The sequence below is a fragment of the Maribacter spongiicola genome (assembly GCF_004364165.1).
GTDB classification, from domain to species: Bacteria; Bacteroidota; Bacteroidia; order Flavobacteriales; family Flavobacteriaceae; genus Maribacter; species Maribacter spongiicola.
This window is the reverse complement of sequence record NZ_SOAY01000010.1, coordinates 862,555-877,057: the sequence shown is the minus strand read 5'-3', so window position 1 is coordinate 877,057 and position 14,503 is coordinate 862,555. Positions and strand designations below refer to the sequence as shown.

At 34.4% G+C, this 14,503-nt stretch carries 11 protein-coding genes; 3 read left to right on the top strand and 8 right to left on the bottom strand.

What is annotated here, in order from left to right:
• Positions 1–22 precede the first annotated feature (22 nt).
• Positions 23–1,126, top strand: coding sequence for an acyltransferase family protein (locus CLV90_RS04265; protein WP_133686260.1), 1,104 nt, complete (start codon positions 23–25; stop codon positions 1,124–1,126).
• Between the two features lie 7 nt (positions 1,127–1,133).
• On the opposite strand, the gene CLV90_RS04260 is transcribed toward CLV90_RS04265, so the two are convergent.
• The 4 genes from CLV90_RS04260 to CLV90_RS04245 form a co-directional block, all read right to left on the bottom strand.
• Positions 1,134–1,487, bottom strand: coding sequence for a hypothetical protein (locus CLV90_RS04260; RefSeq protein ID WP_133686259.1), 354 nt, complete (start codon positions 1,485–1,487; stop codon positions 1,134–1,136).
• A gap of 48 nt (positions 1,488–1,535) precedes the next feature.
• Positions 1,536–2,807 carry a metal-dependent hydrolase family protein gene (locus CLV90_RS04255; RefSeq protein WP_133686258.1) on the bottom strand — a complete coding sequence of 424 codons (1,272 nt, stop codon included), beginning with the start codon at positions 2,805–2,807 and terminating at the stop codon, positions 1,536–1,538.
• Positions 2,808–2,883: 76 nt separating this feature from the next.
• Positions 2,884–3,900, bottom strand: a complete 1,017-nt coding sequence (galE, locus tag CLV90_RS04250; RefSeq protein ID WP_133686257.1) for a UDP-glucose 4-epimerase GalE — start codon at positions 3,898–3,900, stop codon at positions 2,884–2,886.
• A 44-nt stretch (positions 3,901–3,944) separates the two neighbouring features.
• Positions 3,945–5,099, bottom strand: a complete 1,155-nt coding sequence (locus CLV90_RS04245; RefSeq protein ID WP_133686256.1) for a DegT/DnrJ/EryC1/StrS family aminotransferase — start codon at positions 5,097–5,099, stop codon at positions 3,945–3,947.
• Between the two features lie 89 nt (positions 5,100–5,188).
• Here CLV90_RS04245 and CLV90_RS04240 point away from each other — a divergent pair, with 89 nt between their 5' ends.
• Both CLV90_RS04240 and CLV90_RS19520 read left to right on the top strand, forming a co-directional pair.
• Positions 5,189–6,427 carry a 3-deoxy-D-manno-octulosonic acid transferase gene (locus tag CLV90_RS04240; RefSeq protein ID WP_133686255.1) on the top strand — a complete coding sequence of 413 codons (1,239 nt, stop codon included), beginning with the start codon at positions 5,189–5,191 and terminating at the stop codon, positions 6,425–6,427.
• A 556-nt stretch (positions 6,428–6,983) separates the two neighbouring features.
• Positions 6,984–7,106 (top strand): hypothetical protein, encoded by a 123-nt coding sequence (locus CLV90_RS19520; protein WP_279586542.1) that lies wholly within the window; start codon positions 6,984–6,986, stop codon positions 7,104–7,106.
• A gap of 439 nt (positions 7,107–7,545) precedes the next feature.
• Here CLV90_RS19520 and CLV90_RS19415 read toward each other — a convergent pair whose 3' ends face one another.
• From CLV90_RS19415 to CLV90_RS04220, 4 genes are all read right to left on the bottom strand, one after another.
• Positions 7,546–9,639: a glycoside hydrolase family 16 protein gene (locus CLV90_RS19415; protein ID WP_243835258.1), complete on the bottom strand. Its 2,094-nt coding sequence runs from the start codon at positions 9,637–9,639 to the stop codon at positions 7,546–7,548.
• 305 nt (positions 9,640–9,944) lie between these two features.
• Positions 9,945–12,749 carry a triple tyrosine motif-containing protein gene (locus CLV90_RS04230; protein WP_133686254.1) on the bottom strand — a complete coding sequence of 935 codons (2,805 nt, stop codon included), beginning with the start codon at positions 12,747–12,749 and terminating at the stop codon, positions 9,945–9,947.
• A gap of 186 nt (positions 12,750–12,935) precedes the next feature.
• Positions 12,936–13,217, bottom strand: a complete 282-nt coding sequence (locus CLV90_RS04225) for a DUF427 domain-containing protein (RefSeq protein ID WP_133686253.1) — start codon at positions 13,215–13,217, stop codon at positions 12,936–12,938.
• 21 nt (positions 13,218–13,238) lie between these two features.
• Entirely contained in the window at positions 13,239–14,447 is a 1,209-nt protein-coding gene (locus CLV90_RS04220; RefSeq protein WP_133686252.1) for a bifunctional alpha/beta hydrolase/OsmC family protein, read from the bottom strand.
• Between the last annotated feature and the right edge of the window lie 56 nt (positions 14,448–14,503).

The window sequence follows — 14,503 nt, the reverse complement described above, 5'->3', positions numbered from 1 at the left end:
TCTCTACACCAAACCAACCACCATGAGTAAATTAAAAAATAGATATCTTTCATTAGATGTCTTTAGAGGGATGGATGTCGCCCTAATGATTATTGTGAATTCCCCCGGAAATGGAGATACTAGTTTTGGAATTTTAAAACATGCCATTTGGAACGGCTTCACACTAACTGATTTAGTCTTCCCTACTTTTTTATTTGTCGTTGGTAATGCCATGAGTTTTAGTATGAAAAAATATGAAGCAGAAGGTAGTGGTGCTTTTTTGAAAAAGGTCTTTAAACGTTTTTCTATCATTTTCTTACTTGGCTTTTTAATGTATTGGTTTCCATTTTTTGAAGATGGCGGATTAAAACCAATTGCTGAAACCAGAATTTTCGGAGTATTACAGCGAATTGCATTATGCTACTTATTTGCATCAATTCTACTTCATTATTTCAAAACAAAATCTGTTCTAATTTTCAGCGCCCTAGCTTTAGTGGGGTATCATATTATATTATTGGTATTCGGTGACTTGTCATTGACCGGTAATGCAGTATTAAAACTCGACGAATTTCTTATTGGCGCAGACCATATGTACCACGGTAATGGCGGTGTTGCCTTTGACCCTGAAGGATTACTAAGCACCTTACCTGCCATAGTAAATGTTATTGCCGGATACTTTACAGGTAAATTCATTCAAAAGAGTGGTCAGAATTTTGAAACAATAGCCAAACTTATTATGGCTGCCGGTCTTTTAATTATTGTAGGATTTGCTTGGGATTTAATATTCCCATTCAATAAAAAACTATGGTCTAGCTCATTCGTATTGTTAACTAGTGGAATCGACATATTTGTTATAGCTGTTTTAATCTATCTATTAGATATGTCCAAACCCGGAAAATGGACTTATTTCTTCGAAGTATTTGGTAGAAATACGCTCTTCATTTATTTATTATCAGAACTGTTCATTATCAGTTTGGCAGAAATAAACATGAAAGGCACAACAGCTTATAATTGGATTGCCGACAATATATTCATCTCCGCAGTAGGAGACTATTTCGGCTCATTTTTATTTGCCTTATGGATTATGTTTACCTGCTGGCTTGTTGGTTATATTATGGATAAAAAAGAAGTATACATAAAAGTATAGCACAGCATTATTGATATCGATTACGGTACCACACCTTTTTATACTCCCGCTTTAAAATTAATAATGTAATCTGATCCGCTACATCAACAGTATCAGTAATTTCAATATTATGAAATGCACTTTCTGGAATATCTATGATGTACATTAAGTTTAGATATTCAGCAAAATGCTCCATCATTAAGTAATATACCTTCTCGCGAATAAGCGCTATAAAATCAGAATGGTCTAATATTTCAGGTATTTGCAACGGAATATTGGCTAGAACAAAATCTTTCTCCACCTGATGCTTCAATTTATCAAAAAGAGAATCACCAATAGCAACTTGCATTAATTGCTCACTATTATCAACATTTAACTTCATGCCACACCTACATTCTTTAATCCATCAAACAGCAAGTTATCTAAAAGGTTATTGCTTATACACAACACCCTCTTTCATAACAAAAACTACATCTGTCAATGTTTCTACATTATCTAAAGGGTTTTCATTTACAGCAACAATATCTGCTATGTAACCCTCTTTTATCTGACCTAATTCATTTTCACCTAAAAGTATTGCATTAGTAATCGTAGCCGAACGCAAAGCCTCAATTACAGGCATACCTGCTTTGTGCATATAAATGAACTCTTTCGCATTATCTCCATGAGGCGATACACCCGAGTCCGTCCCAAAAGCGATACTCACCCCTTTTTTATATGCCTTAGCGAATGTTGCATTTAATTTAGGTCCGATCTCCAAAGCTTTCTTAGCTACTACAGGTGGCAAATAGTTAGGTATTTTTGCCAATCTAGCTGCTTCTTGACCTGCAGATATTGTAGGTACCATAAAGGTATTATGCTTAATCATTAATTCCATCGTTTCCTCTGACATCAATGTACCATGCTCAATAGTTTTAATTCCCCCTAAAATTGCTCTTTGCATACCTTCATCACCATGCGCATGGGCTGCCGTAAGCATACCGTAATCTTTGGCTGTATCTGTAATCGCTTTTATTTCTTCAATCGTAAACTGAGGATTCTGGCCATTTTTAGCAACACTTAAAACACCACCAGTAGCAGTTATCTTAATAACATCTGCACCTTCTTTATAACGTTGACGAACTGCCTTTCTACCATCTTCAGGAGAATTCACCACTCCGTCTTTTGGTCCTGGATCACCCATTAATTCATTACTGCTACCGTTAGTTGGATCAGCATGACCACCTGTAGTAGCAAGTGCTTTACCAGCTGTAAAAATACGCGGACCAACCACTGTACCTTTATTAATTGCTTTCTTTAAGGCAATATTTACACCCGACCCACCTAAATCACGTACGGTTGTAAAACCAGCCATTAATGTTCTTTTGGCATATACCGTAGATTCAAATGCAATATCAGCTTCATTCATGGTAAAAGCCTCTAAATATCTTGACGGACTCGATTCACTTTCAATATGAACATGCATATCTATAAAGCCCGGCAAAACAGTCTTAGACTTTAAATCTACCACTTGATCTTCAGCTCCACCAGACACATAACCATTCTTAATCTCTGTAATCATATTACCTGAAATGACAATCGTTTTCTCAGACATAGTTTTACCTGATTCCACATCAACAATTTTACCGCATTGAAGATATGTGTCTTGTGCGGCTGCGCCTGCAAATACAAGTAAAACTGAAAGGAATAATAATTTTTTCATAAGAGGTGGTCTTTAAAATGAATAAGGGGAAATATAGCTATATTTCCCCTTATTTATATTGTTAAACCTGAAAAAATCAATCACGTATTTTCTGTTCCCAGATCCACGCGTAATTCATAGCTTGTTCTAAAGTATATTCTGCTTTCCAACCTAACACTTTATTGGCTTTAGTAGTATCGGCATAAGCAGTTGTAATATCACCAGGTCTTCTATCAACTATTTTATAATTCAATTTTCTACCAGAAACTTTTTCAAAACTTTTTATAGCCTCTAGCACAGAACTACCTGTACCCGTACCTACATTAAAAACTTCAAAATTAGATTCGTTTTTTCCGTTCAGCAAACGCTCTAAAGCAACTACATGGGCTTTAGCCAAATCTACTACATAAATATAATCTCTAATACAAGTACCATCTGGAGTGGGATAATCATCCCCAAAAACAGACAATTGATCTCTTAATCCGATACCTGTTTGCGTAATAAATGGCACCAAGTTTTGCGGAACACCAATTGGCAATTCACCAATCTCTCCACTTGGGTGCGCACCCATTGGGTTGAAATAACGTAATGCAATTGCATTTAAACTAGGCGTTACTTTACAGGTATCTGCAATAATCTCTTCGCCCATTTGCTTGGTATTACCATATGGCGATTCTGCAACCTTAACCGGTGCATCTTCTGTAATTGGCATTTTATCTGCCTGACCATAAACCGTACAAGAAGAACTAAAAATAAAACTAGCCTTGTTCTTTTTACAAAGCTCTTTTAATACATAGACTAAAGTACCAATATTGTTCTCATAGTATAACAATGGCTTCTCAACACTTTCACCTACAGCCTTAGATGCAGCAAAATGTATAACACCAGCAACATCTTGATAGCGTTGAAAAAAGTCTTCAACCTTATGTTTTTCTTTTAAATCTAACTTTTCATAAAGCGGCTTTTTACCTGTAATAGCTTTAATACCATCAAGTACATTTTCATCAGAGTTAGAGCAGTCATCTATAATGACCACTTCGAACCCTTTATTTTGAAGCTCCACTACTGTATGAGATCCTATAAAACCTAATCCGCCTGTTACTAATACTTTCATTTATAATGCCGTTTGAACGTTATCAAATTTAAAAAACTACACCACTATCCGTTAACAAACCCGATAATTAACTCCGTTATATAGTTAATCTGTTCTTCATCTAATTCTGTGTGCATCGGTAAAGACAGTACTTCTGTCACAAATTGGTTCGTTACCGGAAAATCTTCTTCCTTATAACGATCATCTAGATAAGCTTTCTGTTTGTGTAAGGGTATTGGATAGTAGACACCAAAAGGAACTTCATTTTTAGCTAAAAATTGCCCTAATTCGTCTCTTTTACCATTTGTAATCCTCAAAGTATATTGATGAAAAACATGACAATCGCACACATCGCAAATACCTTGGCAATTATTGACCGTAACCGGAGTAATAATATGTTCCTGCCCCTCAAATGCTTTTGAATATGCCCTTGCAGCATTTCTTCTTGCCTCACAATAACCATCTAACTTAGGCAGTTTTGCACGAAGAACTGCAGCCTGTATAGAATCTAGTCTAGAATTTACACCAACCACATCATGGTGGTAACGTTCGTACATACCATGATTAACAATACCACGTAAAGTATGCGCTAGCTCATCATCATTGGTGAAAATTGCACCACCATCTCCATAACACCCTAAATTTTTAGAAGGAAAAAAAGATGTAGCACCTACATGTCCCATACTACCGGCCATATGTTTTGTACCATCTTTTGAAAGGTATTTTGCTCCAATCGCCTGGGCGTTATCTTCTATAACAAACAAATCGTGTTTTTTAGCCAATTCAAGTATAGCATCCATATTAGCACATTGTCCAAAAAGATGAACAGGAACTATAGCTTTCGTTTTTGGTGTTATCGCTTTTTCTATAGCCTCTATATCAATATTGAAGGTATCTGGATAAACATCTACCAAAACCGGAGTCAGTTGCAACAATGCAATAACTTCTACAGTGGCAGCAAAAGTGAAATCTGCCGTAATAACCTCATCGCCTGGCTTCAACCCTAAACCCATCATTGCAATCTGTAAAGCATCGGTACCATTGGCACATGGTATTACATGCTTAACCTGAAGGTAGTCCTCTAACTCCTTCTGAAAAGCATGAACCTCTGGTCCGTTGATAAATGCCGACGTTTCTAAAATTTGAGTTATAGAAGTATTTACTTGATCCTTAATTTCTTGGTATTGACCACCTAGGTCTACCATTTGTATTTTTTTCATCTGTTGTAATTACATGAAGTGATACAAAAATACGAAACAGACGACACTAATTTTATGGAAGAAACGTAATTTAGCCCAAAAGCATCAGTTTGTACTTTCTTTATAACCTTATCGTCATATGCGCATCTGCCATTTTAAAGGTACTGGCATTGGTAAATTCTAAGCTCGCACTATTTGTAAATGGTAGAAAAAAGACAATTTCACTAATTAAAAAATCCATTTCAAAAGAAGATAAAGTTATTTGGATTCATGCAGCATCGTTAGGTGAATACGAACAAGGCTTGCCTATTATTGAACAATTAAAAATTTATCACCCTTCACATAAAATAATACTCACCTTTTTCTCCCCCTCAGGATACGAAGTAAAAAAGAATAGCAAAATAGCTGATGTTATTTGCTACCTACCTATGGATACGAAGAGGAATGTCAATGCCTTTTTTAGTGCAGCACACCCCGATATCGCCATTTTTATCAAGTACGAAATATGGCCCAACTATTTATCTGCCTTAAAAAAAGCTAGTACCCCAACCTTTTTAATTTCAGCATTATTTAAAGAAGACCAAATTTACTTTAAGTGGTATGGTGGTTTTATGCGCAAAGCATTAAATAACTTCTCACATTTTTTTGTGCAGAATGAAAAATCAAAAACATTATTAGGTTCCATGGGACATACCAATGTTACCATTGCCGGAGACACCCGTTTTGATAGGGTAAATGAAATTGTAGAACGTAACAATGAATTAGAGTTCATGACACGTTTTAAAGATGGTAAGTTTTGTCTTGTTGCAGGTAGCACTTGGCCTGAAGATGAGAAGTTGATCATAGAATATATTAATAAGACCACCTACTCTATTAAATTTGTAATCGCACCGCACACTATTAAAGACAATCATATTCAAGAAATAATTCAATCTATAAATAAAAAAGTAATTCGTTATACAGATTTAGAGCATAACAATCTAGAAGATTGCGAAGTTCTAATCATTGACACCATTGGGCTTTTAACCAAAATTTACAGCTATGCGGATATGGCTTATGTTGGCGGCGGCTTTGCTACAGGTCTGCATAATACTTTAGAGCCTGCTGTTTTTGGCATACCGGTAATCATAGGTCCGAAATATGACGGATTTGCAGAAGTGGAAGAACTAATTGATCTAAAAGGTGTTATTTCTATTGAAAACACAAATGAGTTTACAGAAGTCACTAATCATAGTTTTACCAATGATGATTTGAGAGTAAAAACCGGACACGTAAATACCGCGTATATCAAAAATAAATCTGGTGCCACTGACCGAATAATGTCCGTACTTAATTCAGTTATTGGTTAAACTTTATACTTAGTTATTTATTTAACACGCTCTATTTCGCATAATTCTCAACTACATTTTATACCAATTAACATTCGTTAATTATACTGTACAAAGGAGTTTTACTTACGTTAATCGATTTTATAAGCCTATACAACAGTACTTTATACTAGATAAACCTATATTGAGTGCAGAACAATAGAACAAAGATTATGGAAAGAGAATTAACACCCGGAGTTAAAATACTCAACGGATTTCTTAAATTAATGATTACCTGTTTAGTCGTAATACTTTTAGCGGTACCACTTGCTGGAATAGCAGATTGGCTTGGGGTTTTGATATAATTTGAATCCATAACATACCTTAAAAACAACATTACATTCGTTAATTAGTAGATTTTACAACAAATCGAAATCGACGAGTTGCCATTTTAATGGGTGAATTACATTTCGGTACTACCTCAAACCACAAATTTGTAAGGTTTTACATCGTATTTGTCAATTTATACAACATTTTGTATTGAAATGTTGCTCAATTCAACTAACTTTAGTAGTGTAACTTTAAAGTAGGTAATGTTATGAACGATTTATCATTTAAAACCGGAGTAGAAACTTATCTATCCGTGCTTGTTATTGCAATGCATGCCTTTTTAGCAGTAGTTGTAGTAGGAGCTTTTTTAGCCCTAATAGGGATTGTCTAACCTTTTAATACAAAACCTTATTGAAAAAAATTACTTCAAAAAAATGCCCCTTTTAAAAGGGGCATTTTTCATTTTATAAAGTTATATGATTACATCATTAAATATTTTCACTTGATTAATCTTGATTTTGCCTTTTTCCTTCTTTTCCAAATATCCAGAACATCAAGTGAAAACGGCATTGTTTGCCATATGGTTGGATAAACCTTACTATTTTTCATTCTTTAGGTAATTAACAATTTTATATTGCAAAGGTTAACTAAAGTAGATCAATGCAAAACATGGATATTATCAAGTTTCTATGCTGAATTAACTTAAGTCTTCTCTTACATCATAATTAACTCTAGTTCAGTATATTATTTTACTTATAACGCTATAAAATATAAACAAAAGAAGCCGTCAAAAATAAATTTGACGGCTTCTTTTTTAATCTATACTTGTTTTATTGGTAAACCCTTACATAATCCACTTCCATGGTATCTTCTGTAAAAGCTGGATCGATAGCACCGCCTAGTGTGCCGCCCATTGCCACATTCATGATCAAGAAGAAATCACTATTAAAAGGAGTTGTCGCATTGTTCACAAAACTATTATGAATTAGTTGGTCATCAACAACAAACTTGATGCTGTCAGGTGTCCATTCAACAGTATAGTTATGAAACTCAGAAGTAGCAGTTTCAACTGGTGTTGTACCTACAACCGCATTACCACCAGAATTACCAGGGTAATGCAAAGCACTACTTACCGTATTGTTATTATTACCAACGTGCTCCATTATATCAATTTCACCAGTTGCAGGCCAACCAACTTCATCGAAGTTAGCTCCTAATGCCCATAATGCAGGCCATGTACCACCTGCTGACGGCAGTTTAGCTCTAATTTCAACCCTACCGTATGCAAATTCAAATAGATTCTCAGATTTGATTCTAGCAGACGTATAGGCCGCACCTCCTGTAGGGCTAACTCCGAAATCAAAGAATAGCACTACTCTATCATAATTAAATGCCGGAGCTCCACTAAGGTCAAAAGATAATGTTTCCCAAGACTCTGCTGCCGATGTAGTTGCATCTACTTCAAAAAATTCTTCTGAATTTGCTTGATTTTCGATTTTCAATCTAACCACTGCACCTGTTGCAGGGGACCAAGTGTTAATATTCATACTTGAATATGTTGCTAAGTCTAAAGGAGCGGCAATATCAAAGAACGAACCTGCCCAAACTTCGGCTCCACTATTCTTTGTCGATTCTGCTACTGTACCAGAAGTATTTACACCCGATGCATCAGGATTGTCAATTACAGCAGTTGAAGCTCCACCAAAATCTGTAAATACCGGTGCGCTACTTTCAAAATCCTGTACAGATAAAGTTTCACCACCAGTAGCGATCAAAGTAATATCATCATAATAATGAACAGCTCCACCAACTGCACCAGAACCTCTAGCAGTAATTTTCAATACACCATCTTCTACGATAACATTATCAGCAGCATCGGTATACTCTTGTGCTTCACCGTTACCCCAGCCACCAGCGCCAAGATCATAACCCCAATTAGCAGGGTTTGGAGCACCGTCTACATCAAACTCATCTGACCAAACTAAGTTGGTATAAATGGTCTCTAAACTTTCATCGCCACCCTCAACAGCTGCTGTAGCGGTAAATTTATGATACCATGCCAAATCAGCATTTTCTGTATCATAAGTTCTAACATATAATTCGGTATCGCTAATAGAAAGTATTTCATACGTAGATGATCCTACATAGTATCCCATAAATCCACCATCTGAAAAACTCATTTGAATTCCCGTAGTTTGATCTTCAGGCACATTTCCTGTAACTTCTGAAAGAACTACAGACTTTGACCCAGTAGTATCAAAATCATAACAGAAATCCATATCTGCAGCACCACCTACGACCGCTTTATGTCCCACATTAAAATAAGTTTGCCCCTTATTATCCAAGGTATAAGATAACACACCGGTAGCATCTACAGAAAATGTAAGTTCATCATCACATAAACAATCAGAATCATCAGAACCACATTTTTCAAATGCTGAAGCTGAATACCACTTTGGGTACCACCAATCACCATCAATACCCTCTCTTGCAGGACCTAATCCTAAATGACCAGGTTGTGCCGCCGCCAAAAACCAAGTTTTAGAACTATCGTTGGTTAAAAAAGCTACCGTTTCAGGGTCAGAAAAAGCAATAGAAACAGATACATCTAAAGTTTCTGAAATTTTCTTTCCCTCGGTAGAACCAGCTGTAACAATAACAGTATACGTATTGTCACCAATCATGTCATAAGTTTTTGATGCTTCACCAGAAGTATCTAATGCAGAACTACCATCACCAAAATCAAAATGATAATAATTGGCATTTGTAGCAGATGCCGTAAAGTTTACAACTCCTCCACCCATATTTTGAGCACTAACCGTAAGATTAGAAGGTAGTACTGATGCAGGAATATCGATATCATCTCCGTCACAGCTCATTAAAACTGCAAATAGGGATACCATGATGTACTTTAATTTTTTCATAGTTTAATTTTTTTGTTAGAGTTAATTATTTGATTTAGAAACTACCTCAACCTCACACCTTCTCTTTGTTGTGTTCAGATAAGAATAATCATTATTGCAATATAAATCAGAACATTATGAATTTCTAAATTATTACCCCTACAAAAAACATACAATTCAAAAAAATCGTGTAATAAAAGAGATTATCGTAATAAAATATAGGGGTTACCTAAATTTATAAATAGCAGGATGAATTTTGTAAACTAGTAATGAAATTTAAGAATGTTGTGGTAATGTTGTAGTAAATGAAATAGATGTAGGGGAACTTAAAGGTTAATGATATAGTCGGTTAAACCAGCTTCACGAGAAAGATTCATTTTTTTACGTAGACGATATCTTTTCACTTCTACACTTCTTACAGAAATATTTAAAAGTGGAGCTATTTCTTTTGAAGACAAATTCAATCTTAAGTAAGCACATAATCGTAAATCATTAGATGACAATTCTGGGTGCTTATCTTTTATCTTTTTTAAAAAATCTTTATCTGCATTATTAAATGCATTCTCAAAAAACTTCCAATCATCAACGTTATTAATATTTCTATCGATTGTTTTGATAACTGCTTTAATTTCTGGAATACCACCACTAGACTTCAACTTGTCTTTAATAGCATTCAAAAATTCATTCTTCTTAATAATACTCATCGTAGAGATTGCTAATTCTCTGTTTTTACTATCTATAAGCTCTTGTAATTGATTATTTTTTATCTGAACTATCTTTCTTTGATTTTTAAGTTTTTTACGTTTTAAACGTTTATTATTTTCTTTTATAAGTTGAGCCTGCTGTTTTTTATAATAGCCCCTATATACCCTATGAATAAGAATAGAAAGCAAAACCCCTAGAATGAAATAGCATACCATGGCTAAATATGAAAAATACCAAGGTCGTTGAATTATAAAACTATAAGTTTCTACATTACTTGTAAGTTCATTACCGACTTTGCCCCTTACCTGAAAATTATAATTACCATATGGTAAATTATCAAAAGAAATCTCAGCAGAGGTAGACCAATTACTCCAATCCCCATAAAGACCATCTAACCTATATTGATAATAAACCTCTGTATACTTATCATATTCAGTAACGTTATAATCAAAGCCTAAACTATTTTGAGAATATTTAAACTCATCATCATTTTGCAGAATAACAGATACTTTGGGTGTATCGTATGATTTTATTGAAACCTCGTTTAAACTGATCTGATATTCTCTTTGTGTGATTTTACCCAAGTCTAAAGTGATATAACCATTTGATATCCCAATTAAAAAAAGTTCATCTTCTAAATGAACAACAGATTCAAAACCTAGAACGCCCATACTACGTCTGAAAAATTTCGGAATTGAAACCTCTGTTTTTAAAGGTTTTTCACTTAAAAACCCTGTAGATTGGCTTATAATATTATCATTTGTAAAGCCCCATAGCCTTTCTCCATTATTGGTAGATTGAAGTATACCAACGATGCTATCATTAGCGGTGAAAAAATTAGTGGTGAGTAATGAATCTTTATTAAAAGTGCGTTCTTTAGGCAAGTACTTAAACACTCCATTAATAGTGGCATAAACAATATCGTCATGATACTTTAATAAGCTCGAACCGATACCTTTTGATTCAATTTGATTCATATTCAAAACCTTAGTGTAGGCACTATCTAAGGTAAGATCAAAAATTCCTTTGAAATCGTGATTTATTAGCACTTGGTGTTCATCTACAAATTCAAAAAACCTACTAGAGCTGTCGAATCCTTCAATATTATTTCTATAATCCCAAGTACCATATTTGCGTTCTAGCACACTTAATCCCTCGTAATTACCCTGTATCAAAAGTGCACTGTTTGATTTTAAGGGTTGAATATCCCATGTGCCCGGGTATTTTGAAATATTGGTTGCTCTATCATCTTCGATAATGTAAGTGCCATTATGATGACCACAGAATAAAGTACCGTCAATTTCTTTCAACATCCACACCTGTCCCTCTGTACCTGCTACTAATTTAAAACCTATATCATCAGTATCGTTTTTAAGAAACAATCCTTGATTTGTTCCTAAATATAATTTACCAGCCATTTTTTTCGCAGTATAGACTACACCTAAAGTACCCAAATGATCAGTGTACTCATTAAATGGAGATTCTAAATTCAATACGCTTAAGCCATTATCCAAACCAAGCCAAAGATTATGGTCAAAATCTTGATATATCGACAATACTGTATTATTATTTAGCCCCTTTTCTTGATTAATATGCCTTATTAATTCCCCATTTTTGTTAAAATGATAAACACCTTTTGAAATTGACCCCAAGACAAATGAACCATCATCTAAAAGTAAGCTACTGTATATTTTTGTTGAAGATAAATTAATATCAGCGGCGATATTCCATTTTTCAACATTGCTCTCATTAAGATAAAAGAACTCCCCTTGATCCGTTATTACTAAAATTTTACCGCCCAAAGAAAATGCATCAACTATACCGGTATTAAGAAAAATAACGTCATCTGATACTAAAACCGGTTTACCATTTTCGAGAGTGAAAAAGCCTTTATTTTTTATTTGAAAAAATATTTTACCCCGTACTTCAAATATTTTTGCGCTTGTAGTTTTTGCTTCTATAATCTCAAAAGAACCGGAGTTGGAATTATAAATATATATTCTATCTAAAGATTGGAACAGTACCCAATCTTTATATGGAGTAATATTCCAAAAATCTTCATCTTCAATAAGAGGTGTTAGCAATTTTGATGAGAGAGATAAATAATTTAAAACACCAAGTTGATTTCTACTCCAGTAACCGAATTCCATATAACTACCGGTATATACCTTATCGTTTATAGAAACTACAGATTTAACAGGTGTCCCGAACGGAGCTTGATACAACCGCCAAGATGTACCATTAAATTCTAGTAGACCACTATTATTAGCAATATATAATGTTTGATTATCAGATTGGCCTATTCCCCAATTCTGATTACCTGCATTATATTCTATCGGGGTAAAATTTTGAATAGGCGGTAGCTCTTGCGCCAAAAGACTAAGGGTAAAAAGAAAAATTAAAGTATATAAAGATTTTAATATCATTTAAAGGAACATCAAAATTTGTTGAATTTAAATATAAGGTATTTAATGTGAGTAATAGTTTTGTTACAGGTATAGATAAACTTGGATTGAACTATCAAAGAATATTAGATGGATTATCATATCATTAATAAACACAAAAAAAGGGTCAGCTTTTGGCTGACCCTTTTTTAATCTAAAACTAATATCCTATTTCACTTCAACACCTTTCCAGAATGCAACATAACCTTTAATACCTTTTGCTAATTCTGAAACTTCTGGGTAATACCATGCAGCATCTTTATTGAATTTACCATTAACTTCCACATCGTAATATGAAGCAACTCCTTTCCACGGGCACATACTATGAGTTTCTGTACTTTTAAAAAACTCTTTTTTAATATCGTTAGGCGGAAAATAATGATTTCCTTCAATTACAACAGTTGCATCACTTTCTGCAATTACTTCATTATTCCAAATTGCTTGTTTCATAGTTTTAATTTTTAAATCGTCTTATTTTAATGCTGTCCTAATTAAAGCACCTTCTGAAAGCGTTTTATGTACAGGACATTTATTGGCTATCTCCAACAACCTTTGCCGTTGCTTATCATCTAAGTTTCCGAATATTTCTATTTCTCTTTTAAAAGTATCAATTTTTTTTCCGTCAGATGATACATTTTTCGAATCTGGCGCATGGTCCTTGCCGTGGTCTACATGCACGATTACTTTTTGTAAATCCCATTTTTTACGTGTCGCATACATTCTTAAGGTCATTGCCGTACAAGCACCTAAACCAGAAGCCAAATAATCATAAGGTGATGGTCCGAAATCATTACCACCAAAATCTATTGGCTCATCAGCAATTAACAAATAATTACCCGAAACAATTTCAGAAGTAAAACCTTCATTACCGATACTCACTGCCACTTGATGAGAAGTTTTCAAAACCACTTTCTTCGGAATATCTAAATAACGTTCTGCCCAACCAGATATTACATTACCCACATAAGTAGAATCTGCACTATTCATTAATAAATGATCTGCCCTATCTATGGATACAAAGCTTTTAGGGTGATGCGCATAGCTGTATAATTCTTTCGCATTTTCGATACCGACTATGGCGTCTTGTGGCGAATGAATAACTAAGAAAGGTTTTCTCAAGTTCTTAAGTACAGACTCCATAGGTTTAGACTCAATATCATCTATAAAATCTTTATTAATGGTAAAATCTCTACCGCCTATATTCACCTTTGCTTTTCCGTTCGCATTAATTTCTTCAACACTAGATTTAAATAAATGCTGCACATGAGCAGGAGAAGATGGCGCACCAACAGTTGCAACAGCAAATACCGATTCTAATTGCGAAGCGGCAAAAATAACTGCAGCACCACCTAACGAATGCCCCACCAATAATTTAGGTGCCTTATAATTATCTTCTAAAAATTTAGCTGCTTGTATAAGATCGGAAACATTAGATGAAAAATTGGTTTCTTCAAAATCACCTTCACTATCACCTAAACCCGTAAAATCGAACCGAAGTACGGCGATACCTTTATTTACTAATGCCCTTGAAATATTACGAACAGCAGAAAAGTTTTTATTACAAGTAAAGCAATGTGCAAAAATCGCATAACTGTGCGCTTCTTGATTAGTAGGCAGCTCTAGCCGAGCAGCCAATTGTTTACCTTGAGAATTTGTGAACGATACTTTTTCGAAGCCCATATATTATCTTTTCAGTTCTATTTCTTAATATATGCTATTAGAAGTAAACAAAGAGA

Coding starts and splice junctions, on each gene's coding strand:
- CLV90_RS04265 (WP_133686260.1), top strand. CDS start 23: ATGAGTAAATTAAAAAATAGATATCTTTCATTAGATGTCTTTAGAGGG.
- CLV90_RS04260 (WP_133686259.1), bottom strand. CDS start 1,487: ATGAAGTTAAATGTTGATAATAGTGAGCAATTAATGCAAGTTGCTATT.
- CLV90_RS04255 (WP_133686258.1), bottom strand. CDS start 2,807: ATGAAAAAATTATTATTCCTTTCAGTTTTACTTGTATTTGCAGGCGCA.
- galE (WP_133686257.1), bottom strand. CDS start 3,900: ATGAAAGTATTAGTAACAGGCGGATTAGGTTTTATAGGATCTCATACA.
- CLV90_RS04245 (WP_133686256.1), bottom strand. CDS start 5,099: ATGAAAAAAATACAAATGGTAGACCTAGGTGGTCAATACCAAGAAATT.
- CLV90_RS19520 (WP_279586542.1), top strand. CDS start 6,984: ATGAACGATTTATCATTTAAAACCGGAGTAGAAACTTATCTATCCGTG.
- CLV90_RS19415 (WP_243835258.1), bottom strand. CDS start 9,639: ATGAAAAAATTAAAGTACATCATGGTATCCCTATTTGCAGTTTTAATG.
- CLV90_RS04230 (WP_133686254.1), bottom strand. CDS start 12,749: ATGATATTAAAATCTTTATATACTTTAATTTTTCTTTTTACCCTTAGT.
- CLV90_RS04225 (WP_133686253.1), bottom strand. CDS start 13,217: ATGAAACAAGCAATTTGGAATAATGAAGTAATTGCAGAAAGTGATGCA.
- CLV90_RS04220 (WP_133686252.1), bottom strand. CDS start 14,447: ATGGGCTTCGAAAAAGTATCGTTCACAAATTCTCAAGGTAAACAATTG.